At 36.5% G+C, this 26028-nt stretch carries 22 protein-coding genes and 1 other annotated feature; of the genes, 20 read left to right on the top strand and 2 right to left on the bottom strand.

Going from position 1 to position 26028, the window contains the following annotated elements:
• From ACQV18_RS06630 to ileS, 3 genes are all read left to right on the top strand, one after another.
• On the top strand, positions 1–786 hold the full coding sequence (locus ACQV18_RS06630; protein WP_428873875.1) for an RNA-binding protein: 786 nt from the start codon (positions 1–3) through the stop codon (positions 784–786).
• 25 nt (positions 787–811) lie between these two features.
• Positions 812–1612, top strand: a complete 801-nt coding sequence (locus tag ACQV18_RS06625; protein ID WP_428885108.1) for a DivIVA domain-containing protein — start codon at positions 812–814, stop codon at positions 1610–1612.
• A gap of 269 nt (positions 1613–1881) precedes the next feature.
• Positions 1882–4671, top strand: coding sequence for an isoleucine--tRNA ligase (gene ileS / locus ACQV18_RS06620; RefSeq protein ID WP_428876020.1), 2790 nt, complete (start codon positions 1882–1884; stop codon positions 4669–4671).
• A gap of 211 nt (positions 4672–4882) precedes the next feature.
• Here the strand turns inward: ileS and ACQV18_RS06615 are convergent, their stop codons facing one another.
• Positions 4883–6160, bottom strand: a complete 1278-nt coding sequence (locus tag ACQV18_RS06615) for a toxic anion resistance protein (protein ID WP_428873878.1) — start codon at positions 6158–6160, stop codon at positions 4883–4885.
• Positions 6161–6164: 4 nt separating this feature from the next.
• Positions 6165–7292: a 5-bromo-4-chloroindolyl phosphate hydrolysis family protein gene (locus tag ACQV18_RS06610; protein ID WP_428892778.1), complete on the bottom strand. Its 1128-nt coding sequence runs from the start codon at positions 7290–7292 to the stop codon at positions 6165–6167.
• A gap of 172 nt (positions 7293–7464) precedes the next feature.
• Here ACQV18_RS06610 and ACQV18_RS06605 point away from each other — a divergent pair, with 172 nt between their 5' ends.
• From ACQV18_RS06605 to ACQV18_RS06525, 17 genes are all read left to right on the top strand, one after another.
• A complete protein-coding gene (locus tag ACQV18_RS06605; RefSeq protein WP_428876025.1) occupies positions 7465–8046 on the top strand; it encodes an NUDIX hydrolase in 582 nt (193 codons plus the stop codon).
• 2 nt (positions 8047–8048) lie between these two features.
• Positions 8049–8549 (top strand): hypothetical protein, encoded by a 501-nt coding sequence (locus ACQV18_RS06600; protein WP_428885111.1) that lies wholly within the window; start codon positions 8049–8051, stop codon positions 8547–8549.
• A 13-nt stretch (positions 8550–8562) separates the two neighbouring features.
• On the top strand, positions 8563–9258 hold the full coding sequence (locus ACQV18_RS06595) for a 5'-methylthioadenosine/adenosylhomocysteine nucleosidase (RefSeq protein ID WP_428885112.1): 696 nt from the start codon (positions 8563–8565) through the stop codon (positions 9256–9258).
• Between the two features lie 200 nt (positions 9259–9458).
• Complete coding sequence (gene rpsD / locus ACQV18_RS06590; RefSeq protein WP_428892777.1) at positions 9459–10067, top strand: 30S ribosomal protein S4; 609 nt, start codon at positions 9459–9461, stop codon at positions 10065–10067.
• 189 nt (positions 10068–10256) lie between these two features.
• Complete coding sequence (locus ACQV18_RS06585) at positions 10257–11981, top strand: septation ring formation regulator EzrA (protein WP_428873884.1); 1725 nt, start codon at positions 10257–10259, stop codon at positions 11979–11981.
• A 95-nt stretch (positions 11982–12076) separates the two neighbouring features.
• Complete coding sequence (locus tag ACQV18_RS06580; protein WP_428892776.1) at positions 12077–13234, top strand: cysteine desulfurase family protein; 1158 nt, start codon at positions 12077–12079, stop codon at positions 13232–13234.
• A gap of 13 nt (positions 13235–13247) precedes the next feature.
• Entirely contained in the window at positions 13248–14447 is a 1200-nt protein-coding gene (gene thiI / locus ACQV18_RS06575) for a tRNA uracil 4-sulfurtransferase ThiI (protein ID WP_428873898.1), read from the top strand.
• A 39-nt stretch (positions 14448–14486) separates the two neighbouring features.
• The gene (locus tag ACQV18_RS06570; protein WP_428873886.1) at positions 14487–14867 is read left to right on the top strand and encodes a RidA family protein; all 381 of its coding nucleotides are present in this window, start codon (positions 14487–14489) and stop codon (positions 14865–14867) included.
• A gap of 88 nt (positions 14868–14955) precedes the next feature.
• Positions 14956–15711, top strand: coding sequence for an NAD-dependent protein deacylase (locus ACQV18_RS06565; protein ID WP_428892774.1), 756 nt, complete (start codon positions 14956–14958; stop codon positions 15709–15711).
• A 59-nt stretch (positions 15712–15770) separates the two neighbouring features.
• Positions 15771–15984 (top strand) — a binding site (T-box leader).
• Positions 15985–16031: 47 nt separating this feature from the next.
• Positions 16032–18677, top strand: a complete 2646-nt coding sequence (locus ACQV18_RS06560; RefSeq protein WP_428892773.1) for a valine--tRNA ligase — start codon at positions 16032–16034, stop codon at positions 18675–18677.
• 24 nt (positions 18678–18701) lie between these two features.
• Positions 18702–20048 carry a bifunctional folylpolyglutamate synthase/dihydrofolate synthase gene (locus ACQV18_RS06555; protein ID WP_428892772.1) on the top strand — a complete coding sequence of 449 codons (1347 nt, stop codon included), beginning with the start codon at positions 18702–18704 and terminating at the stop codon, positions 20046–20048.
• A gap of 105 nt (positions 20049–20153) precedes the next feature.
• Positions 20154–20819 (top strand): RadC family protein, encoded by a 666-nt coding sequence (gene radC, locus ACQV18_RS06550; RefSeq protein ID WP_428892788.1) that lies wholly within the window; start codon positions 20154–20156, stop codon positions 20817–20819.
• 175 nt (positions 20820–20994) lie between these two features.
• Positions 20995–21198 (top strand): cold-shock protein, encoded by a 204-nt coding sequence (locus ACQV18_RS06545; RefSeq protein ID WP_428873890.1) that lies wholly within the window; start codon positions 20995–20997, stop codon positions 21196–21198.
• A gap of 228 nt (positions 21199–21426) precedes the next feature.
• On the top strand, positions 21427–22449 hold the full coding sequence (locus tag ACQV18_RS06540; protein WP_428873891.1) for a rod shape-determining protein: 1023 nt from the start codon (positions 21427–21429) through the stop codon (positions 22447–22449).
• Between the two features lie 28 nt (positions 22450–22477).
• Entirely contained in the window at positions 22478–23326 is an 849-nt protein-coding gene (gene mreC / locus ACQV18_RS06535; protein WP_428874989.1) for a rod shape-determining protein MreC, read from the top strand.
• Positions 23319–23882 (top strand): rod shape-determining protein MreD, encoded by a 564-nt coding sequence (mreD, locus tag ACQV18_RS06530; RefSeq protein ID WP_428882122.1) that lies wholly within the window; start codon positions 23319–23321, stop codon positions 23880–23882. The genes mreC and mreD overlap by 8 nt, the downstream gene beginning before the upstream one ends.
• 93 nt (positions 23883–23975) lie before the next feature.
• Positions 23976–25880 carry a M13 family metallopeptidase gene (locus ACQV18_RS06525; RefSeq protein WP_428892771.1) on the top strand — a complete coding sequence of 635 codons (1905 nt, stop codon included), beginning with the start codon at positions 23976–23978 and terminating at the stop codon, positions 25878–25880.
• The last annotated feature ends 148 nt before the right edge of the window (positions 25881–26028 follow it).

The raw sequence follows: 26028 nt of genomic DNA, 5'->3' as shown, positions 1-26028 counted from the left end.
ATGAAAGAGTCTATTTATCAGCATTATCGTAAGGAAGAAATTCCTTTTGTAGACCAAGTTTATGATTGGATCGATCAAGTTGACCGTCTTTATACTCCCGTCTTAACATCTTTTTTAACGCCGAGAGAAGCAACTATTCTAAAAAACATTGTTAACGGCCGTGATGAGATGAATTATCATTTAGATGGAGGATATGAAGAAAGTGAGCGTAAGAGAGCCTTAATCTATCCTAACTACTATCTATTGGATTTAGCAGATTTAGAATTAGGATTCTTAGAAATTACTTACCCCATTAAATTTGCTGAACTGTCTCATGGTAAAATACTTGGAACCATTCTCTCAACAGGGATTGAGCGGGGAAGGATAGGAGATATTATCACTGATAGTCAGGCATGGCAGCTAGTAGTTGATTTAAAAATGCAAACTTATTTAATGGATGAAGTAAAAAAAATAGCCAATGTAGGAGTCCATTTGAATCCCATAAAACGAGGGAACCTTTTGCAATCGATTGATGAATGGGAAGAAGCAACAGTCATTGTATCTTCTCTGAGATTAGATAGTTTAATATCTAAGGTATATAATATTTCGCGCCAAAGAGCCAAGGATGCAGTTAAAGCAGGACAAGTTAAAATTAATTTTACTGAGATAGATCGAAGTGATACTTTGGTTGGTATTTCTGATATTGTTTCACTCAGGCATTTTGGGCGCTTTCGTATTCAGTCAGTAGATGGTAAAACGAAAAAAGATAATTTTAGACTATCCATTGATTTGTTAAAAGTATCGTAAAATTTATAAAAAAGGAAGGATCTTTATGACAATTACACCAAATGATATTTTAGAAAAAGAATTTAATAATAAGTTCCGTGGCTATGATCCAGAACAAGTAAATGATTTTTTAGATATTGTGCGCGTAGAGTTAGAGAAAAAACTAGAAGAAAATCACAATTTAACGCGTGATTTAGCAGAAGCTAAAGATAAAATTGACTATTTTTCACAATTACAAGAATCTTTAAATTCTTCAATTATTATTGCACAAGAAGCAGCAGAACGTCTAAAACAAAATGCTCGTAAGGAAGCAGAATTAATTCTCTATGAAGCTGAAAGTGAAGCAGGACGAGTAATTGATGAAGCGAATGCGCAATCAAATGAAATTTTTGAAGAGGCAGAGAGGTTGAGAAGTGTAACGAAAAAATATCGTCAAGAATTACGTCGTTTAATTGAAAATCAATTATCCATTGTAAATAACACTTCATTTGAAGATTTGTTTGATGGTACCGCTTTAACACCTGCTCAGACACGTGAACAAAGATCAGTAACGAGTAATCGTCTGGAAGATTTAGAACAAAATGCTAAGCTTGAAGCCATAGATAGTGAAGAAAATGAAGATTTATCTATGACGCAAGTTTTTGATTTGAATGACTTAAGGGAAATTCATGTGGATGAAAAAGATGAAGATTCTTCTGAGTCTATGAAAACTATGCCTTTAAGTCGTGAAGAATTAGAGGCTTTTGAACGAAATCATTCATCAGATAGAGACTCTGATGAAGCAGAAAAATCTGATGAAGCCTTACATGGTGAAACAATTCGTATTGACCTTCCAACAGAAGACTAATATAATTAAGAAAATTATTGGTAAAAGCTGAGATAGAAACAAGAAGATGGATATAATACATTAGCGACTTGAGGATGGTGCAAGCTCAAGAGTCCCTGTATCTTTCTTTATCATTCTATTCAATGACTAGTGAGTCAAAGTTGACTAGCTAGATCCGCTTCAAAAGCGTTATCATGAAGAGTGAATAGTTTAACTATTAAATTGGGTGGTACCGCGTATTTGACGTCCCTTCTTAGGAAGGGGCTTTTTTTATAGAGAGGAGAAAACTAATGAAATTAAAAGATACTTTGCACCTTGGAAAAACATCCTTTGATATGCGAGCGAATCTTCCTGTTAAAGAGGTAAGCTTACAAAAAGAATGGCAAGAAGCTGATGTTTATCACAAAATGTTAGAAAAAAATATGGATTCAGAACCATGGATTCTACACGATGGTCCGCCATATGCCAATGGTCGCGTACATATGGGACATGCTTTCAATAAAGTTTCAAAAGACTTTATTACACGTTTTCGTTCAATGACAGGCCATTATTCTCCATATGTCCCTGGTTGGGATACTCATGGTTTACCAATTGAGTCAGCCTTACAGAAGAATGAAGGTGTGAATCGTAAAGAACACTCAACAGCAGAATTTCGTAAACTTTGCGAAGCCTATGCTTTAAAACAAGTTGAAGGTCAAAAAGAAAGCTTTATGCGCTTGGGAGTTAATGGAGATTGGGAAAACCCATACTTAACTTTGCAACCTAAATATGAAGCACAGCAATTACGTATTTTTGGACAAATGGCTGATAAAGGCTATATCTATAAAGGTGCGAAGCCGGTATACTGGTCCTGGTCGTCAGAATCTTCATTAGCTGAAGCTGAAGTTGAATATCAAGACGTAAGCTCACCTTCAATTTATGTAGCTTTCAAAGTGAAAGACGGTGGTGGCATCCTTCCTCAAGAAGCAGAATTTATTATTTGGACGACTACACCATGGACATTACCTGCTAACCTAGGGATTTCTGTTTTAGGACAGGCTAATTATGTGCAAGTCGCAGTTGGCGACCGTCACTTTATTGTCGCTGAAGATTTATTAGAAGTAGTAGCATCGACGCTTGAATGGGAAAATTATCCAGTCGAAGCACATTATAAGGGGCAAGATTTTGACCGTTTGACTGCTCAACACCCATTCTATGACCGTGAATCCTTACTAATGGTAGGCGATCATGTTACTTTAGAAACAGGTACGGGATTAGTTCATACGGCTCCTGGTCACGGTGAAGATGACTATTGGATTGGTTTAGAGTATGGTTTGGATATTTTGTCGCCAGTAGATGGCAGAGGACATTTTACAAAAGAAGCGCCTGGTTTGGAAGGTGTCTTTTATTTGAAAGGTCAAAAGCAAATTGTTAAGACCTTAAAAGAAAATGGTAGCCTCTTGCATTATTCAGAATTTGTTCACTCTTATCCGCACGATTGGCGAACTAAAAAGCCGGTTATCTACCGTGCAACGCCTCAATGGTTTGCTTCGATTGATAAATTCCGTGAAGAACTGCTTGATAATGTTGAAAATGCAGTCACTTGGCACCATCCATCGGGTAAACGTCGTATTTATAATATGATTCGTGACCGTGGCGACTGGGTAATTTCTCGTCAACGTGTTTGGGGAGTGCCTTTACCAATTTTCTACGCAGAAAACGGAGAAGCTATTTTAGAATTAGATATTGTCAATCATGTAGCCGATTTAGTAGAAGAACATGGAACGAACATTTGGTTTGAGTGGGAGGCAAAAGACCTTTTACCAGAAGGCTTCCAACATCCTGCTTCGCCAAATGGTCAATTTACAAAAGAAATGGATATTATGGATGTATGGTTCGATTCGGGTACATCGTATGCTGGCGTTTTACAAGCGCGAGAAGATTTAAACTTCCCAGCTGATTTATACCTTGAAGGTTCTGACCAATATCGTGGTTGGTTTAACTCATCGTTCACTACCTCTGTGGCTGTCAATGGTTTCCCACCATACAAGGCGGTTCTTTCACAAGGTTTTGTAAATGACGGTAAGGGTCAAAAGATGTCTAAGTCTTTAGGAAATGTTATTGATCCAGTTGAAGTAATGAATGATTTAGGAGCAGATATTATTCGTTTGTGGGTCGCTTCTGTGGACTATGAAGCTGATGTACGTGTCTCTAATGAAATCCTCAAACAAGTCTCTGAATCCTATCGTAAGATTCGTAACACGCTTCGTTTTATGTTAGGTCTTGTGAATGATTATCATCCAGCTGAAAATGCCGTTCCTAAGGAAGAACTCACCAATCTCGATCAATATATGAATGCTAACTTTAACTTGTTTAAAGCGGATATCTTAGAAGCTTATGACAAGTATAGGTTCCCAGAACTTTATAAGCGCACTATGAACTTTATTTCTTCTGATCTTTCAGCTTTCTATTTAAATGTGGCTAAAGATATTGTATATATTGAAGCTAAAGATAGCCATGCGCGTCGTTCTATGCAAACAGTGATTTATCAAATAGTTCATGATATGTTAATTTTATTGACACCATTAATTGTACATACAGCTGAAGAAGCATGGAAAGATTTACCAGCGGTAGATGGTTTTATTCAATTAGCTGAAATGCCTAAGGCAGAACAGCTTGAGCAAGCTAGAGAGATTGTTGCTAAATGGGATGTCTTTTTTAAATTACAAACAGGAGTAAACAAGGCTCTCGAAGAAGCTAAGAATCAGCCAGAACAGGCAATTAAGAAATCCTTTGAGGCAGCCGTTTCACTATATATTAATGAAGAAGATCAAAAAGCCTTCGATTTACTAAGTGATCAGCCTGCACAATTATTTACTGTATCACAATTAAACGTTCAATCCATTAATCAAGCACCACAAGATGCACATTCGTTTGAAGATTATGCCGTGAAAGTTGATTTTGCAAAAGGAGATGTTTGTGATCGTTGTCGTGCAGTAAGACCAGAAGTCGGCACAATTGAAGGAGCAGAAGAACTTTGTCATCGCTGCCATGAAATTGTGAAAGCGGACTATCCTGAATATTTTGAGAATAAGGAATAACTTTATAAAAAAAAGACAGGGCCAAAGCCCTAAAAAACAGTGGCGAATTGATATGAGATTCGCCACTGTTTTTGTCGTTTAATAAATAAAAATAGTGAATAACAAGCCCTAAAAGCTGGGGAAATTCCTAGATAATGGGCTGATTTTTGTCGTATTTAGGACTTTTTACCTAGTTTCTTTTAATACTCCTAAAGAGTGTTTAAAGTAAAAATTAAAAATCATCAAAATAATTATCTTGTGACGTTTTAGGATTCATAGCTTGTTGTTTTTGTTCATTTGAAATAGCTAATAACCGTTCTTGCAGTTGACTTTCCATTGATTCTAATTCTATTTGAGCGGCTTGTCTTTGCTGTCGTCCTTCAGCTTGAATTTGTAATGTTGTTTCAATCGTTTCGATCAAATCAGCCTGCGTTTTTTGTAAGGTTTCGATATCGATAATACCTCTTTCAGTTTCTCTAGCTGTATCAATGGCCGATTGTTTCAGCATAGCGGAATTGCGACGTAACAAATCATTGGTTGTTTCTGAGACCATTCTTTGAGAAGTGGCAGCGTCTTGCTGTCTCAAAAGTGCAAGGGCAATGGTAATTTGATTTTCCCAAAGAGGAATAGAGGTATGAACAGAGGCTTGAATTTTTTCAGCCAAGGCTTGGTTAGTATTTTGAATCATCCGAATTTGTGGAGCTTGCTGGATAGTCATTTGACGGGTAAGTCTTAGATCATGGGTGCGTTTGTCTAAACGATCTAAAAATTGGTTAAGGTCATGGACTTCCTGCACATCCATTTGGCTATTGCTTTCTTGAGCTTTTTTAATAGCTTGAGGAATCGTTTTGGATTGTAATTCTTCAATTTTAACTTCACCCGCTGCAATATAGACATTTAAAGCCTCAAAGTAGTCTTTGTTCTTTTGATAGAGTGTTTCTAACATCATATTGTCATTGAGTAATTCGTTTTTTTCTCTTTCTAAACGAATAACGACTTTGTCTAATTGATTACCGATTTTTTGATATTTCATTTGGGTATCAGAGATGGAGGTACGGACTTGGCCAAAAACTTTTTGAAAAAGATTAGGTCGACTGGTTAACTCCTTAGGATTCGACTGTTGTAAGGTAGTCATTAAATCCGTTAAAACATCACCGACTTCACCCGTATCTTTAAGTTGGACATTATGTAGCATTGAATGGGAGAATTCTGACAAACGCTTTTGTGCTTTAGCCCCATAGGTGATAACAGCAGAAAGGTTTTTCTCGTCAATCTGCTGGGCGAGTTTACGTGCTTGAGCTTGACGATTTTTACTCAAGCGGTCAATTGTTTTCTCATTGGTAACTTTTTTCTGTGAAAGAATTGAAGCTTTTGATAATTCGCTTTGCAAAGATTGAATGGGTTCAATCCGATCTTCTTCTTGGTCAAAGGGATCCGTCAGAAGATCATCAATTTCATCAAAAGAAGTGGCTTGAGTTAAATCCTGATTATTTGAGTTTAGTTCATTCATCGCTTTATTCTCCTTCATTATCTAGTTCTTTAAGCTCTTCAAAAGGGTCATCCATATCAAAATTATCCATTTTAGATTTTTTTGAATTTTGGCTGAATCGATTTGTTTGATTATTAGATTCATTATGTAACATTCGGTCGGCTAGTTTCAAGCCATCTTCCAATTCTTGATAGGTTTCGGAGTGAAATTTCAAATAATCCTCAACAATTTCTTGACTCAACTGATCGATTGTTTGGGCACTTTTTTCTAAAATTAAATAGCTTTGCTTATTTTTTGCCACATGTGAATTAATTTCATTATATTTTTCTAATAGATCGTCTAACTGTGGAAGATAATTGATGAGGAAATCAGAAGCATCCAGTCGACGATTGGGCTCTTCAACGATATCTTTAAAGTAATTCTTTGAAACTTTGACGATATTGTGTCGGATTTCAATGGCGCGCATTTTAGCCGTTTTTTGAAAGTTGGCTTCAATATTAATAATCTGTTTACGCGAATCAGCCATTTGACTTCTGAAAGCTTCAATTTCTTGTTTACTTAAGCCTGCTGCTTGATAATGCTCTAGCATGTTGCGACTAGGCTTTTTGTGAGTAGGATGGAAAAATGACTTCCTGTGGGTTTTAAATGTATTCGGTTTTGTTATAAGCGCTAAAAAAGCAACCCCAGCTGAACAAAATAGAATAGCAATGCTTAGATAATATAAGCTAATGGCAGAAGCAGTAAAATAACTCTCTAAACCAATATAGCCATAAGATTGGGATTGACTACTAGCAATAGTCAGACCCACTAATAAGGTGAGGACTTGACCAACATAATAGAAAAACCAAATCCATGCCGCAGAATTTATTTTACGAATAAAGTAAAAGAGAAAGGCTAAGAGAAGCCATCCGGCAACAATAGCTAAAGTGGAATAGACGAGGGCCATTATATAGTAGCTATTATAAAAAATGAATGTTAAAACATGCTCCATCACAATTAAAGTAAGTAAGGCAAGGATATTTTTCTTCAAAGTAACCGTCCAAATATCAGATAAATGATTTCCTTTTTTAACAAAAAGATTGAATTTGCGAACAATATTTAGCAGAGGGCCTGCTAATAAGAATATAAAAATTATATTGATTAAAGCTAACATGATTGCAACCTCCCTTTTCTTAATTTTAGAATACCATAACTAGAAAAAAGTCTTATCGGACTTGAGGCCTATTCTTAAACTTAACCATTGAAAAGACTTGAAAGAAAGAATAGTAGTCGCTAAACTGAGTAGGAATTAATAGCTAAGGAAATAGTTTTAAGAGGTGAAAATTATGAAAGATAAGGCAGAGACAATTTCATTTATCAAAAATAATGAAACACTATCTGTTAACCAAATCTACGATGGGGCCATTTTACAACTCTATCAAAATGAAGTACGTCTACCCAACGGTCAAACGGCAAAACGTGAGTTGATTCATCACCTGCCAGCAGTGGGTATATTAGCTGAAACAAAAAATAATGAAGTTGTCCTGGTTAAACAGTATCGTCCGGCTATTGCTGATGAAATTTACGAAATCCCAGCTGGAATTATCGATCAAGTAGAAGGTCAACTCGAAGAGCCTCTTATAGCCGCCAAACGTGAGTTAAATGAAGAAACTGGTTACGCTTCAGCAGAGTGGATATTTAATTCTAAATTTTATATTTCACCGGGTTATATTGATGAGGCCATATACCTTTTCTTTGCTAAATCCATTGAAGAGGCAAAAGAAAAGCTAGATCAAGATGAAAATGAAGAAGTTTCGCATTACTTATTTACGGCCCAACAAGTGAGGGAAATGATTAATAATGGTGAAATCATTGATTTAAAAACTTTATATGCTTTAAGCATTTGGTTAAATAGTTTGGAGGTTTAGTTATGGGACTATTTTCAAGCAAAAAGAAAAAACACGACGATTATCAAGCTTATTTAAATTATGAGCAAGAAGGAAATGATCGTTTAAATCATCAGCCTTCTTCAAACAATCAAGTGGATTCCTTTGATCGGTCGATCTATTCAGAAGATAGTGAGCTCTACCACGAATTTGTTAATCGGGCAGAAGCGATGGATGATTCACAACCTTATCCAAATTATTATGAGGAAGTGACTTCACAATTTGATAGTCAGAATGACTTTGACATGACTAATGAGATGGATGCAGAAGGAGATGGAGTATACAAAGCTTTTAATGAGCAATCAGTTGATAAAGACCAAGCAAGTTCACTCGAGGATTATCACCATCAATCAATGGGGGAAGATAATAGTTCTATTAGAAAAAGAGCTAAATATTCAGCTAAAATTGACCGTTTTTTAAATAATGGCATTATCATAGTAGGTGTTCTATTAGTCTTAGTTTTGTTAATCGCTTTTTTGGCATAGGAGGGGTGGTTAGATGAAGAAAATTGGAATTATTGGTGCAATGGAAGAAGAAATTCGTCTCTTAAAAAATGAACTATCAAATTTAGAAGTTCATAATTACTATGGCTTTGAGTTTTATCAAGGAAGATTGAGTGGTAAAGAAGTTGTCCTAGTTCAATCAGGAATTGGAAAAGTTAATGCTAGCCTTTCAACTGTTTTAATGGTTGATCATTTTGAGGTGGATTTAATTATAAACACTGGAAGTGCCGGAGGTCTGTCACCAGACTTATCAGTGGGTGACTTGGTGATTGCTGATGGTTTAATCCACCACGATGTAAACCTTTTAGTCTTTGGATACGACCAAGGTCAAATGGCTGGCATGCCGACAATATATCAACCAGATGAAGATATCAGTCAATTGGCCTATCGATTGGCTAAAGAGAAAGGACAAACCGCAATTAGAGGACTGATTGCTTCAGGAGATCAATTCATTAGTGACAGTCAACAAGTAAACAATATTCGTCAAGTTTTTCCTAACGTAAAAGCAGTTGAGATGGAATCAGCGGCTATCGCACAAGCTGCTTATATTCTAAAAACACCATTTATTATCATTCGTTCAATCTCCGATAAAGCAGATGAAGAAGCTGGAATAAGTTTTGATGAATTTATTATATTGGCCGGACGCAAATCAGCTGAGATGGTAATCGATTTACTGAGTAAAATTGATTAAAAAAACTTGCTAATCTTTTATTAATCGGTATAATAAAAAGAGTGTAAAATAATGCAGCATAGAAAAAGAAAGCGCGTCAACAGTTAGTAACGTCAACGTTAATGAGTAACCACGGCTGCACAAGGTGAAAAACTAACTGCACGCATTCGATTTTCTAACCACTTATTTTACTCCAATACATATTTTATGGAGGAATTTTAATGTCACGTTATACAGGACCCTCATGGAAACAATCTCGTCGTTTAGGAATTTCATTAACTGAAACTGGTAAGGAGTTATCAAAACGTCCGTTCCCACCAGGACAACACGGTAATCAACGTAAAAAATTATCAGAATATGCTTTACAAAAAAATGAAAAGCAAAAATTACGCTTTATGTATGGATTAAATGAACGCCAATTCCGCACTTTATTTAATCGCGCTGGCAAAATCTCCGAAGGTAAACATGGTGATAACTTCATGGTTATGTTAGAGCGTCGTTTAGATAACTTAGTTTATCGATTAGGTTTAGCTACTACTCGTCGTCAAGCACGTCAACTAGTAAATCACGGCCATATTACTGTTGATGGCAAGCGTGTAGATATCCCGTCATATATTGTTGAACCAGGACAAGTAATTAGTGTTCGTGAACGCTCACGTAATTTAGCTATCATCAAGGAAGCATTAGAAACAACAGTTACTCGTTTAGAGTTTGTGAACTTTGATGCTGATAAATTAGAAGGTAGCTTAGTTCGTTTACCATTACGTAGCGAATTAAATGCTGAAATTGATGAAGCCCTAGTCGTAGAATACTACAATAAATTAGGCTAAATCTTAAAGAGATTGTTACATAAGATTGGGAGCTTTCCCAATCTTATTTTTTTCCATTAGAGCCTAAGGAAGTTTTTTTATTGAACAATGCCTTTAAAAGAAAGCCTTCAAATGTTATAATGTATGGTGATTATTTATGCAAAAGGCCAATAGGCAGGGGATTAGAAATAAGTAGAGGAGCGAAAAGGAATGAGTATTAAATTCACGGACATCCTGTTCTTGATCATTGTAGCAATACTCTTAATCTATGGATTAATTTATTATTTCCGTACACAGAGAAAGAAAGAAATTAAAGATTTGGAACAACGTAAAGATGAAATGATGTCTATTTCTGTTGCTGACCAGCTCTTTACTTTGAAGAATATGAATCTATCTGGTCAAACAAAAAGAAAATATGAAAGTTTAGTGGCTACTTGGCAAACCATTACCAACTTTCAATTTACTGAAATAGAAGCCGCTTTGGTAGGTTCTGAACAATTTGTAGAACAAATGAATCTAGTGAGAGCAAAAAACGCACTAAATCAAGCACGTGAAATTCTTGATGAAACAGAAATTCAAGTTCATCAATTGCACCAGGAATTAACAGAATTATTGGCAACAGAGGATGAAAATCAAGAACGTTATGAAGCCTTACTTGAACGTTATCAAACTGCTCGCAAAAGTGTCATGAATCATTCTTTTGATTATGGGCCAGCGATTGAAACGCTTGAAAAAAACCTTCAATATTTAGAGTTGAACTTCACTAAATATAATGAACTAACTGCTAACGGTGATCATCTAGATGCTCAAGATATGCTAGATAACTTAGAGGCTGACTTATCGTCATTTGAAGAAATCTTACAAAAAATTCCAAGTATGTACGATAAGATTCAAAGTGAATATGAAGATTCACTTGAAGATATTAGAGATGGCTACGAAAAAATGGTGGCTAGTCGCTTTAACTTTGATAATATTAATGTTTTAGAAGAAATTGATAAAATTCAAGAGCAGTTAAACCAAGCCAAAAACGAGATTAAAAATGCTGATTTAGCTGACGCTAAAACCTTAATGGACAAAGCAGAGCGTGAAATTAATTCCTTATACGATCAGTTAGAATCAGAAATTATGGCTAAAGAATATGTGAATAGTCACCTTCATCAATTGAAGGGACGAATTGAAGCAGTAACTGAAAACAATCGTTATGCAGGAATAGAAGTCGATCGGATCTCTCAATCTTACATCTTACATAATAATGAATTAGACCAAGTCAATGACTTAACCGAAAGAATTCGCTTGGAGTATCAAAAATTCAAAGATATGGAAGTTGATATTGAACAAAATCATGCCGTATTTACTCAAATAGAAAGCAAAATGCGTAAAATCGAGCGTTCTATTGAAGAAATAGCAGATGAACAAAATCAGTTAGTAAAATCGATAGCTGGCTTAACCAGTCGAGAGAAAGAAGCTAAATCAAATCTTGATTTATATGAATTAGACCTTAGAAATATGAAGCGTAAGTTAGAAAAAAACCATTTGCCTGGCTTACATGATAGCTATTACGAATTGTTTTATAAGGTAACTGATCATATTGAGAACCTCTCTCAACAACTCAATCGTGTCCGAGTGGATATGAATCAAATTGATGAGATGGAAGGTAATTTAGAACAAGGTTTAGATGAATTGGAGGCAATGACTGAAGAAACCATCGATTCAGCCATGCTCACCGAATATATGATTCAACATTCCAATCGTTTTCGCTACGATTACCCAGAGGTAGACCAAGCAATTAAAGAAGCGCAATACTACTTCCACCAAGAATTCCGTTACCGTGAAGCTTTGGCAACCATTGAAAAAGTCCTTCGTCAAGTCGATCCAGATGCACCGACGCAAGTTCGAAGGATGTATCATCAAGAAAAACAAATCCGATTTTATTAAAAGTAAAGTCCGAATAGATTCCTTGGTTTTGGGATCTGTTCGGTTTTTTCTTGAGTCAATTGTCGTTACTAAATAGAAGTAAGAAAGGATTACAGATGTTATATTTTGATCATGCCGCAACCACTCCAGCTCGTGCTACTGTTTTAGACACCTACAATCAAGTAGCTCAAAAATATTTTGCTAACCCTTCAAGTGCCCACAAATTAGGTCAAGAGGCCAATAGTCTGTTGAATAATGCTCGGCAACAAATTGCAGACTTATTACTTTTTAAAAGCAATGAAATCTTTTGTACCTCATCAGGGACTGAATCTAACAATTGGACACTTCAAAGTCTATTATCAGCTCACGCTAAGCTTCATCCTAATAGGCGACAAATTATCCTATCAGCTATTGAGCACCCTTCTATTCGCTCGCAAATTGACCACTTAAAAACAAGAGGCTTTGAAGTAATCCTAGCACCGGTGGATCATAATGGTCAATTGGATTTAAACAGCTTTGAAAATCTACTGAGTGATCAAGTATTACTTGTTTCTACTATGTTAGTCAATAATGAGGTAGGATCTTTTTTACCAGTTGAACCATTGGCACAAAAATTAGAAAACTATCCACAAATCCTTTGGCATGTTGACGCTGTTCAAGCCATAACTTGTAGGATGAAAGCTATGCATCATAGTAGAATTGATTTATTAACTCTTTCTAGCCATAAATTTCACTCGGTAAGAGGGGTGGGACTCTTAGCCATTCGCCAACGTGTTACGAAAGCACCTTTATTATTTGGAGGCGGTCAAGAGTTTGGTATGCGCTCTTCTACTGAAAACCTACCAGCGATTGTAGCAACGGCCAAAGCTTTAAGATTAGCTTGGGAAAACCAAGCAGAAAGTATCAAACACATAAATCATTATCGCACTCAAATAACTCAAGCACTTAAAAAAATGAATTGGCAAGTCTTTGGTGGTAGCCAGGAGCAAGTGAGTCCACATATTATCTGTGCGGCCTTTCCAGGTGTGCCAGGCGAGGTATTACTTCAAGCTTTTTCCAATGCTGATATCATGATTTCGACAACTTCTGCTTGCTCAAGTCGTAAGAAAAATGACCATCATACCCTTAAAGCGATGGGCGTTGATAACAATTTAGCTAATTCTTCAATAAGAATTTCTTTATCGCAGACAACCAGCCAAGCAGAAGTAGATCAATTAATTAAACCAATCCATGAGATTTCAACAAAGTTTAAGCAAGATTTGAAAGGAGCCTAAAAGATTGAAAGAGATGTTAATTCACTATGGGGAGCTCTCAACAAAAGGGCGTAACCGTAAAATGTTTCAAAATAAAATTGCTGAGCATATACGCTATAAAACCAAACATTTAGAGAAAATTAAAATTCATGCACATCATGATTTCATGCATCTTTATTGGCACGAAACAGCTTACGATGAACTGATTGAAATCATTAAAACAATTCCAGGAATTCAAAGGTTTGAACCTGTTTTTCCTGTTGAAAAGGATCTTCAAGAAATTGGAAAAAAAGCCCTTGAACTTTTTGCTGAGTTAAATGTTCAACCGGGAGATAGCTTTAAAGTAATTGCTAAGCGATCGGATAAGAACTTTGAGCATGATAGTATTGCCATTCAAAGAGAAATAGGGAGCATCATTCTGCAAGCCCATCCGGAATTAACGGTTGATCTGAGAAAAGCTAAACACAAAGTGGTCATATCCATCCATCAAGATATAGCCTATCTTAGTTTAAAAAATTATCCAGGTATGGGTGGCTTACCTTATGGTTCAAGTGGGAAAGGCTTATTAATGCTTTCGGGTGGTTTTGATTCACCGATTGCTGGTTATCAAATGATAAAAAGGGGAATGAAGTTGGAAATGGTTCATTTTGCCAGTCCACCTTATACTTCTTTACAAGCGCTTGAAAAAGCTAAACGATTAACAGCAGTTCTCGCTCAGTACGCCACTGCGATTACTTTTCACGAGGTTCCTTTTGCTCATATTCAGTTGGCGATTCGAGAACATGTTCCCGACAATTTATCCATGACTATTATGCGTCGGATCATGTTACGCCTAATGGATGCTTTGTTAAAAGAGCATAAAGCCCGAGCAATTGTTAATGGGGAGTCGCTAGGTCAAGTTGCCTCACAAACTTTACAATCGATGCAAGTGATTAATGAAGTGACCCATTCTTTAATATTAAGACCTTTAATTGCAGTTGATAAAAATGATATAATAGCAATGGCTGAAACCATTGGAACTTATGATATTTCTAATGAGCCCTATGAAGATTGCTGTACGGTCTTTGCACCAAAGTCACCTTGGACTAAGCCTAGACTTCATACTGTTAAAGAGTATGAGGCGCTCTTACCAATTGACCAACTAGTGAAAGAAGCCTTGGAAAATATCAAGACAAGTGAAATCACTGCTAGTTATCAAAGCGAAGCGGCTACAGCCTTCAATGATTTATTATAAGTTGTTGTCGCAAGAATTCATTAAGAAAGAGGAGTAATTATGACAGAAATTAAAACAATCAATACAAAAAAAGCCCCAGCAGCAATTGGACCATACTCTCAAGCAAAACAAGTAGGAGAGCTACTTTTCTGTTCAGGTCAAATCCCAATCAATCCAGCCTCAGGAGAAATAGAAGCAAAAGAAATAACAAATCAAACAAAGCAAGTAATTGCTAATATCGATGCTCTACTAAATGCAGCAGGATACTCTGCAGAAAATGTTGTAAAAACCACATGTTTCTTGGCAGATATGGGTGATTTCGCCGTTTTTAATGAAATTTATGCTGAATATTTCACATCCAAACCAGCTCGTTCAGCAGTGGCTGTTAAGACCTTACCTAAGAATGTGTTAGTAGAAATTGAAGTAATCGCTAGTTTATAATTTATAAGATATTAAAAAGAGCTGTCTAACGACTGATGTAAGTGGTTGTTGACGGTTCTTTTTTAAAATTTAAAGGAGATTGAAAATAATGATCGAAAATCAGATCAAAGAATTTGCTCAAATCATTCAGAAAAGTCGCAAGATTGTCTTTTTTGGTGGAGCCGGTGTTTCAACCGCATCTGGTATTCCAGATTTTCGTTCTGCAGATGGTTTGTTTATGCAAGAAACCAATTACCAATACTCAGCGGAAGAAATAATCTCGCATTCCTTCTATAAACAACATCCTCAAATCTTTTTTGAATACTACTTTGAGCATTTAGTCTATCCAGAAATACAACCCAATTTGGCTCATTTTTTTCTAAAAGAATTAGAAAACAAAGGAAAAGAAGTGACAGTTGTCACCCAAAATATCGATGGCCTCCATCAAAAGGCTGGTTCAAGTCGAGTCTTAGAACTTCATGGGTCTGTTTTAAATAATTATTGTACGCAATGTGGTAGCTACTATGCTCTGGATCAATTAGAAAAAGATGCTCAGGGCATTCCACGCTGTCCTAAAGATCAAGCGATTATTAAGCCAGACGTGGTGTTATATGAAGAAAGCTTGAATGAAGAGACCATTAATCAATCAATCCAAGCCATTAGTCAAGCAGACCTCATGATTATCGCAGGAACTTCCTTAAATGTTTATCCGGCCGCTTCATTTATTCATTATTTTAGAGGAAATTCTCAAGTAATCATTAATCAGACACCAATTCTAATTAGCAAGCCCAATGCTTTGATTTTTGAAGATAAAATTGAGGCAGTTTTTCAGTTAGTGAAAGATTATTTAGCAAATAATGATTAAATGGCGAAGGCCTTGTTCAAAGCAGTAAAGAATGATAAAATAAGTCCAACTTAAATTTTAATTTGACTAAGAAGAGAAGAGTAATTCATCACCATCCAGAGAGGAAACCTTGCGCTGAAAGTTTCTCGATGAATGAAGGTAGCTTGGAGTCATAAGACATGAGAAATCAACAATAGTGTCTTACGGAGTCTGCTCCGTTAACAAGAAAGAGTGATTAAGTAACTTTTTTACTTGATTAAATTTAGGTGGTACCACGTAATTGACGTCCTATGCAAAGCATAGGATTTTTTTTATGAAAATGAATTAAGGAAGGTGTAACGATGGTAGAAAATACGAAGCAAATGCCAAGTAAGTACCAACCTCAGACGGTTGAAGCAGGTAAATATCAAAAATGGATAGAACAAGGTGTATTTAAGCCTTCAGGAGATTCTAAAGCAGAGCCATATTCAATTGTAATTCCACCCCCTAACGTAACGGGTAAATTACATTTAGGTCACGCTTGGGATGTGACTTTGCAGGATATGATTATCCGTTCTAAAAGAATGCAAGGCTATGATACTTTATGGTTACCTGGTATGGACCATGCTGGAATTGCGACTCAAGCTAAAGTGGAAGAGCGTTTAGCAGAAGATGAAAACTTAAGTCGTCATAATTTAGGGCGGGAGAAATTCCTAGAAAAAACTTGGTCTTGGAAGGAAGAATATGCAACCATTATCCGCCAGCAATGGGGGAAAATGGGTATTTCAGTCGATTATGCGCGTGAACGTTTTACGCTGGATGACGGTTTAAACAAAGCAGTTAATAAAGTCTTTGTTAAACTTTATGAAAAAGGACTTATCTATCGGGGAGAATATATTATTAACTGGGATCCAAAAGCCCAAACGGCTCTATCCGATATTGAAGTGATCCATAAAGATGTACCAGGTGCTTTTTATCATGTTAATTATCCAATGGTTGGTAGTGATGAAGTGGTTCAAATTGCCACCACCCGTCCTGAAACACTTTTAGGTGATACAGCGATTGCTGTACACCCTGCTGATGAGCGTTATCAACATTTGATCGGTAAAAAAGTACTCTTACCATTAATGAATCGTGAAATTCCTGTCGTAGCAGATGAGTATGTGGATCGAGAATTTGGTACAGGTGTAGTGAAGATTACCCCAGCTCATGACCCGAATGACTTTGAAGTCGGTAACCGTCATCATCTACCACGAATGAATGTGATGAAAAAAGATGGCACTATTAACGAATTAGGTGGAAAATATGCAGGCATGGATCGCTTCGATGCACGCAAGCAAATTGTAAAAGATTTAAAAGAGCAAGGCTACTTAGTTAAGATTGAAGAACATACGCATTCAGTGGGCCATTCTGAGCGTTCTGGGGCGGTCGTAGAGCCTTATCTATCTACTCAGTGGTTTGTCAAGATGAAACCTTTAGCCCAGCAAGCTTTGGCTAATCAAGCAACCGATCAAGCAGTTGAATTTTACCCACCACGCTTTAATCAAACTTTCCAAACTTGGATGGAAAATGTTCATGATTGGGTGATCTCACGTCAACTTTGGTGGGGACATCAAATTCCAGCCTGGTACCATAAAGAAACAGGTGAAGTTTATGTTGGCGAACAAGCCCCCAGTGATGAAGAAAATTGGTTAAGAGATCCGGATGTTTTAGATACATGGTTCTCATCTGCCTTGTGGCCATTTTCAACCATGGGTTGGCCAGAAGAAGGTCACGATTATCGTCGCTACTTCCCAACCAGTACCTTAGTGACCGGTTATGATATTATTTTCTTCTGGGTGTCGCGTATGATTTTCCAATCTTTAGAGTTTACGGGTAAACGACCTTTCCAAAATGTTTTAATTCATGGATTAATCCGTGATAGCCAGGGGCGTAAGATGTCAAAATCGCTAGGCAATGGAATTGATCCAATGGACGTTATTGATGAATATGGGGTGGATTCCCTTCGCTGGTTCTTAGCCACAGGGTCGACTCCCGGACAAGATATTCGTTACTCCACTGAAAAGATGGGAGCAGCTTGGAACTTTATTAATAAAATCTGGAATGCTTCACGTTATGTATTAATGAATGTGGGTGATTTAACCATTGAAAATTTAGAAATCAAGCAAGATTTGACACTTGCCGATCAGTGGATTCTTTCCCGTTTACAAACAACAATTGAAGAAGTAAGCCGTTTATTTGAACGCTTTGAATTTGGAGAAGCAGGTAGGGTCTTATATCATTTCATTTGGGATGATTACTGTGACTGGTATATCGAAATGACTAAAGAACAGTTGCAAGATCAAGAACATGATCATTTTGCCACTAAATCAGTTCTTGTTTATGTCTTGGACCAATTCTTACGTCTATTACATCCGATTATGCCCTTTGTAACTGAAGAAATTTGGCAGCAAATTGCTCCACAAGCTGCATCAATCGTTACAGCAGCTTATCCAACCGTTAAAGAAGAATACAAAAACGATATTGCTGAAAAACAAATGCAGGAATTGATTGAAGTCATTACAGCGGTGCGTCAAATCAGAAATGAAATGAACACACCATTATCTAAAGCTTTAAAAATGATTATTAAAGTTCAAGATAAGGGTATTGAAGAAAGTTTAGAAAGTAACCGGACATACATTAATCGTTTCTGTCACACAGACCACTTAGAAATTGCCGCTAATCCTGAAATAGAAGGAGAAATGGTTACACAGACACTTTCATTTGCACAAATTTTCATCCCATTAGCTGGATTAGTCAAAATAGAGGATGAGATTAAGCGCTTGGAGCAAGAAGTCACTAAGTTAGAAAAAGAAGTCGAACGTCTAGTGAAGAAACTTTCGAATGAAGGATTTGTTGCTAAAGCACCTGCTCAAGTAGTTGAAGGTGAACGCACTAAATTAGCTGAATATGAACAAAGGTTAAAAGCAGTGCAAGAAAGAATTGAAGAATTAAAACCATTAATCTAAATAGTTAGAAAAAGAGGAATCAAAATGACGTTTACAAATGTTGATGAGGCGACTCATTGGTTGTTAAACCAAATCAATCCTATCCCAAGACCTGATATGACTAAAATGTATCAAGCTTTGGAATATGTGGGAAATCCTCACAAAGGTTTACCAATTATCCATATCACCGGGACTAATGGTAAAGGATCAACGGTAGCTTATTTAAGAGATTTACTGTCGAGCCAGGGCTATAAAGTAGGATCTTTCACCTCGCCACATATTGAGCGGTTTAATGAGAGAATTACTTTTGATGGTCAACAAATTAGTGACGAAGCGCTCATTCGTTTAACCAATCAATTGGTTGAATTAAATGATTACATGGAAGCCTACTCTCCTTATGGTCGTTTAATATATTTTGAACTATTTACTATTATGATGTGCTTATATTTTCAAGAAAAAAAACCGGATGTTTGCTTGATTGAAGCAGGAATCGGAGGCATGTCGGATTGTACTAATGTTTTAGACGGAGAGATTGCCGTTGTTACTTCTATTGGTATGGATCACGCGGATATGTTAGGAGACACCTTAGAGTCCGTTGCTCTTGAAAAAGCGGGCATCATCAAGCCGCAAAAAGAGGTTGTCACAGGACTTATTCAAAAAAGTCCTCTAAGCATTATTGATAAATGGGCAAATGCTCGCACAGCTGTCCACCACTCTTATGACCAAACTTTCGGTGTCAAAAATATTAACAAGTTAAGCCCTTTTAAGACTCAATTCCAATTTTGGACTGACAGTCAAGCAATTCCACAAGAAGCTTTTGAAATAAATATGGTGGGAGATCATCAGGTGAGAAATGCGGCCGTTTCTTTGCAAGTATTTATTTCATGGATGGCTCACCAAAAGCAAACGATTGATTGGCCCAAAGCGAGAGAGGCTTTGCAAAAGACAAAATGGATTGGTCGATTAGAAAAGATTTTTGAAAATCCATACATCTTTTTAGATGGGGCGCATAATATGGAAGGGCTGACCGCACTGAAAAGTGTGGTAGATGAGAACTTTTCTGCTTTCGAGATCACCATTATTTATGGAGGTTTAAAGAAGAAAAATCAAGCAGAACAAGTTCCTTTATTGTTGAATTTTCATGCCGAAAAAGTTTATTTGACTTCCTTCCACCATTTCGAAGCTATGAAAGAAAAAGATTTTGCAGAAGTTTTACAAGCCAAATCAATTATCAATCGTCATAAAGCCCATTACGTTGATGATTGGAAAAGTTGGATGAATGATTATCAATTAAATAATCAAAATAATAAGCAGGCCCTCTTATTAATAACGGGCTCTCTATACTTTGTCTCAGAAGCTAGAGCCTATCTCTTAGCTCACCAAATGATTTAACTTATTGAATAATAGCGAGCACTTTTCCTCCTTACTTCTTGTATTTATTGATACTAGCAGTAAGGGGGAATTCTTTTGTCATCGAATAACTCTTGTATCCGTCAAATGACCCAGCAAGACCAGCCGCGCGAACGTCTCAGACAATACGGTGCTAAAAATTTATCCAATCATGAATTGTTGGCTATTCTCCTTAGAACAGGAAGCAAAAAAGAAAATGTCTTAAACTTATCCATTCGTCTGCTTAGTCATTTTGAACCACTCAATACTTTAAAAATTGCCTCACTTAGTGAACTCCAATCGATTAAAGGAATTGGTCCTGCTAAAGCAGTTGAGATAAAAGCAGCGATTGAGTTTGGGAGTAGAGTGCAAGATGCCCAATTTAAAAAACAGGGCGTTCTAACTTCAACTTCTCAAGCAGGGCAATGGTTGATTAAAGAGATGGGAGACCTTCATCAAGAACATTTAGTCGCTCTTTTTCTAAATAGTAAGAATGAAATTATCAAAAAACAAACCATCTTTATCGGTTCGGTCAATAGTTCGGTAGCTTGCCCAAGAGAAATTTTTAAAGAAGCGGTAAAATATCCAACTGCAAGGCTAATTATTGCTCACAACCATCCTTCTGGTAATCCAGATCCTTCACAGGCAGATTTACTATTTACCAAGCGAATGATAGCGTGTGGGGAGATGATGGGGATTGAACTTTTGGATCATTTGATTATAGGAAACGATCACTATTTGAGTTTGCGTGAAGCGAGTGATTGTTTTATTTAGTTATCTTTAAATGCTAAATGATAAAATACTTGAAAACTATTGAAATAGAATAGCCAGCTATGTTAGAATTTAGATATGTTTTTGTAAGGGGTATCATAGTTTGGGAATTCCACTTCGTACCAAGAGCAAGAATATAATTAATACAGGTGCTTAGGCACGAGGAGGATATTTGTAAATGGAACAAGGTACAGTAAAATGGTTTAACGAATCTAAAGGTTTTGGCTTTATCGAACGTGAGGGTGACTCAGACGTATTTGTACACTTCTCAGCCATCCAAGGTGAAGGCTTCAAAACTTTAGCAGAAGGACAAGCAGTTCAATTCGAAGTTGAGGAAGGCGCTCGTGGACCTCAAGCAGTTAATGTTGAAAAATTAGCCTAGACTTTCGACCAATCTAATCTATCGAATCAAAAAATACCGTAAGGGAACTAAATAACCTTGCGGTATTTTTTGATAGCTATAATCGTGCTCAAGCAGTTGTTTAAAAACCAAATGAAATTTCCAAAATTTAAAATTCAGTTGAGCAAAGAAAGGGTTCGCTAGTTTTTAAACTTTTTTTTTGCTATAATTTACAAAGCTATTGCTATTATTTGAAAGGCGGATGAATGCATGGGGATTTTTGGCAAACAGCAAATTGGAATTGACTTAGGCACTTCAACAACCATCATTTACATTGCACGAAAGGGTATTGCATTGCGCCAACCCTCTATAGTAGCAATTGACAAAGAATCAGGAGAAGTTGTTGCCTATGGAAAAGAAGCATCGAAACTAGTTGGAAGAACGTCAAACCGTTATGAAATGATTTACCCCATTCGTAAGGGCGTTATCGCTAACTTCTCAATGACCAAAATGATGTTGGGCCATTTTATTACTCAAGCCTTACGTCATTCCTTCTCAAAACCAGAAGTTGTCATTAGTTCGCCAAGCCAAATTTCTAAAGTAGAAAGAAAGGCACTAATTGATGCAATCAAATCATTAGGAATCAACCGAGCAATGATTGTTGAGGAGGCTTTTGTAGCAGCTCTAGGAGCGAATTTAGCAATTGAAGAAGCAAGAGGAAAAATGATTGTGGATATCGGTGGAGGTACTACCGATATCGCCACTTTATCATATGGCGAGATTGTAGATTCCTTAACGCTTAGTGCAGCCAGTAATAATATGAATGAAGAAATTCAATCTCAAGTTCGCCAAGAACACAATTTAATTATAGGAAATTATACGGCAGAGACTTTAAAAATAGTGATAGGGGAAGCCTTGTATGATCCTAAAGAAGAAAATGATCATTTAATTGTAAAAGGTAGAGATGTTATAACCGGCGTGCCCAATGAAGCCAAAGTATCCACTCAGACAGTTGCAAAAGCCATTGATGTAGTAATTCATCAAATTATTTTAGGAATAAAACAGGTGTTAGAATTAACCCCCCCTGAATTATCTGCAGACATCATGGAAACAGGTATTATTTTGACTGGTGGCGGGTCTTTACTTAAACATCTACCAGAACGAATTGAAAAAGAATTAGGCCTTTCTGTACGAAGAGCCGATTTACCCATCGACTGTGTCGCTATGGGTGCAGGACGTATGTTTAATGAGTTGGATCGTCAATCATCAGCGATTGAGCGGAGTTTAAGATAATTGTTTACTAGTAGAAAGAAGGCGAAATATGCTTAATAATAAGAAGTTAATTGGAATTCTTCTGGGTGGGATTGTCATTAGCAGTTTAATCGCTTATTCTCTTTTCAATGGAACGAATAATGTGGTCAAAACAGCTGTTAATGAAACAATCTCCTGGACCGGTAGAGTTTTTTCTGAACCAGTAAGCATGGTGGTTCAGTTTGTGAATTCTGTGGACGATTTAGTCAATACTTTTGAAGAAAATGAAGCACTCAAATCAAAAATTGATAAATCTTATGAAATGCAAGTGCGTATTGCCGATTTGGAGACTGAAAATGAAAAATTACGACAAGAACTTGACTTGTCAGAAACTCTTTCTAAATTCACCAGTATTCATGGTACTGTTATTTCAAGAAACCCTGATCAATGGACAGAAACCCTTATTATCAATTTAGGCTCCAAACAGGGTATGGAAGAAAATATGGCTGTTATGGCTGGAAACGGTCTGATTGGACGTATTATAGAGGTATATCCTTCATCTTCTAAGGTTCTTTTATTAACTAGCAACCAATCAAAAGACGGTATGGTATCGGCTCGTGTTCAAACGGATAAAGATGGATCTTCTGCAATTGGTGTGATCAGTGACTATGACCCGAAGGATAAAGAATTCATCATGACTCAAGTTTTGCCAGATGCTAAAGTAAAAGCGGGAGATATGGTCATTACTTCTGGTTTAGGGGGGGTAATACCATCCTCGCTCTTTGTTGGAGAAGTTACCCAAACAGAAATGGATGCCCAAGGATTATTCCAAACGGTAAGAGTAAAACCGGCTGGAGAGATGACTGATATTCGATTTGTAACAGTGATCTTACGTGAAGGAGCTCAGCAAGATGAATAATTTTTCGACTAAATTTGGCTATCAAAGAGAAAGAAACATTGTGGGTATTGTTCCACTTGTCTTACTCTTTGCCTTAGTAATCGATTCAGCCCTGCCCTCTATCTTTCCCACAGCCTTTTTAGGAAATGAACAAATCATTGTTTCACATCTACTGCTCTATTTTATTGTAACCTTTTCCTTTTATTTACGTAATACTTCAATTATGATCTATGCTTTCTTTATAGGGTTAATAGCAGATGCTTATAATTCAACCATTTTAGGCCTATACGCCATTCTTTATTTTCTCATCGCATATTTTATTCTTTCAATCAGGCGTCACTTTCCACGCAACGCTATTATCCATATGATGTTATTTATCGTTTCAATAACTATTATTGATTTCATTGTTTATCTTTTCTATCAACAAGTAGGACTAAGTAGGCTTCTTTTTGAAGACTATGTTGTGATGCGTTTAGGACCAACTCTAATCTTTAATATGGCCTTAACCTTTTTCATGTATCTTCCTAATCGGTTGCTTGTGCGTTGGTTAGGTTATGATGATCATATTATCTTTTAAAAGAAGATCGGGAACTATTTCCCGGTTTTTTTATGCATTTGAAATAAAATGTTATAATTAAGAGAATAAAACAACAAAAGAGGAGGAATTATTATGGCGATCAATCACTCTTTATTAAAAGATGATTTATATCAAGCGGTAAATGGGGAATGGCTAGAAGAAGCGGTGATTCCTTCAGACAAACCAGCTACAGGTGGATTTATGTCATTAGCCGAGAAAGTTGAAGAAGTTTGTTTGAAGGATATCAACGCGTTAGTTGAAGGGAAACTAACTACTACGGATCCTTTAATGTTAGAGTTTATCAAGCTTTATAAAAAAGCACTTGATTTTGAACATCAAGAGAAAGACAATTTGGCAGAAGCTAAAGACTTTTTAAATAGTATCCTTTCACAAGCAGATTATCAAGCTATTACAGCTAAAATGGTGGAACTATTAAACTATAGATTACCTTCGTTAATTAACTTATCCGTTGAACCAGACATGAAAAATGCGGAACAAAATTGCCTTTATATGGATGTCCCAAGGTTAATTTTGCCAGATACTCCATATTACGATGAAGAAAATGAAAAAGGACAATTTCTTTTGAACATATACCAAAAACAAAGCGAAAAATTATTAATAAGTCTTGGTTATAATAAGGACCAAAGTCAACAATGGGTAAAAAACTGTATAGAATTTGATCGTAAATTAGCTAGCTATCAGAAAACGCAAGAAGAATTAGCGGACTATACCCAAAATTATAATGTACGATCCATTGCTGAAGTGAAAGATTATTGTCAAGAAATTGCAATTGATTCTTTTATTAAGCAGATTATCAAAGAAGTGCCAGAAAAAATTATTGTTACTCAACCTTCTTTTTTTGAACATCTAGATGAAATTGTTCAGTCGGATAATATTGAACTTCTTAAATCTTGGATAATAGTAAGCACAATTAATGACCTATCCGGAGTGTTAGGTGAAGATTTTCGTTTAAAAGGCAGTGAGTTTTCATTGGCTCTATCGGGAACGCCTGAACCGATGAAAGCGAAAAAATTTTATTTTTACCTAGTAAGGGATCTGTTTGATCAAGTGATAGGCACCTATTATGGCAAAAAATATCTAGGATTCGAAGCTCGTAGGGATATAGAGAGCATGGTCAAAGCGATGATTGAAGTTTACAAAAAAAGATTGGAAAAGAACCAATGGTTAAGTGATGAAACCATTCAATTAGCAATTAGAAAGTTAGAAAAATTTAACTATCTAATTGGCTTTCCAAACGACTATCCAGAATATTATAAAGACTTAAAAGTGAATGCAGAGAGCTCTCTTTTTAAAAATTGTTTATCGTTAAAGAGGATTCATCAAAAGGACCATTTTTCACAATACAAGCAAGCGGTGGACCGAGATAAATGGTTGATGCCAGCAGATAGAGTGAACGCCTATTACAATCCCACTTTAAACAATATTTGTTTCCCAGCCGCTATTTTACAAGCTCCTTTCTATAGTCTGGATCAATCAAGAGCGGCGAATTATGGAGGAATTGGAGCTGTCATAGCTCATGAGATTTCGCATGCTTTCGATAATAATGGCGCTAAAATTGATGAAAATGGTAACTTGAATAACTGGTGGGCTGAGCAAGACTTTGAAGCTTTTAACCAAAAAGCTCAAGCGGTGGTTGATCAATGGGATGGTATACCGTTTGGCCAAGGGAAAGTAAATGGCAAGTTAACCGTTTCTGAAAACATTGCAGATGGAGGTGGTTTGACAGCTGCATTAAATGCCTTAAAAAATGAAGGAGAAACAGATTATAAGGAGTTCTTTATCAATTGGGCCCGTATTTGGTGTCAAAAAGCGCGTCCAGAGTATGAATTAATGTTGCTTCAAGTAGATGTTCATGCACCGGCAGAATTACGCGCCAATGTCCAAGTGAAGAATCTTGATGAATTTCATGAAACATTTGAAACGTCAGAAGGGGACGGCATGTGGCTAGCTCCAGAGGAGCGCGTTCGCATTTGGTAATTTACCAAAAATATCTTTCCTTAGAATTATGTCAACCGTAAATGAAAATGTCCTGAAATTTTAAAAATTTGCGGGATAAAACTACCGCGCTTCGCTTGGTGAACTCGAGGAAAAAGTGAGAATTTCTATTCTCATCTTTTTCCTCGAG

Source organism: Facklamia sp. P9177 (assembly GCF_050409585.1).
Lineage (GTDB): Bacteria > Bacillota > Bacilli > Lactobacillales > Aerococcaceae > Facklamia.
The sequence above is the reverse complement of the archived record's forward strand: the minus strand, read 5'-3'. Positions and strand labels throughout refer to the sequence as shown.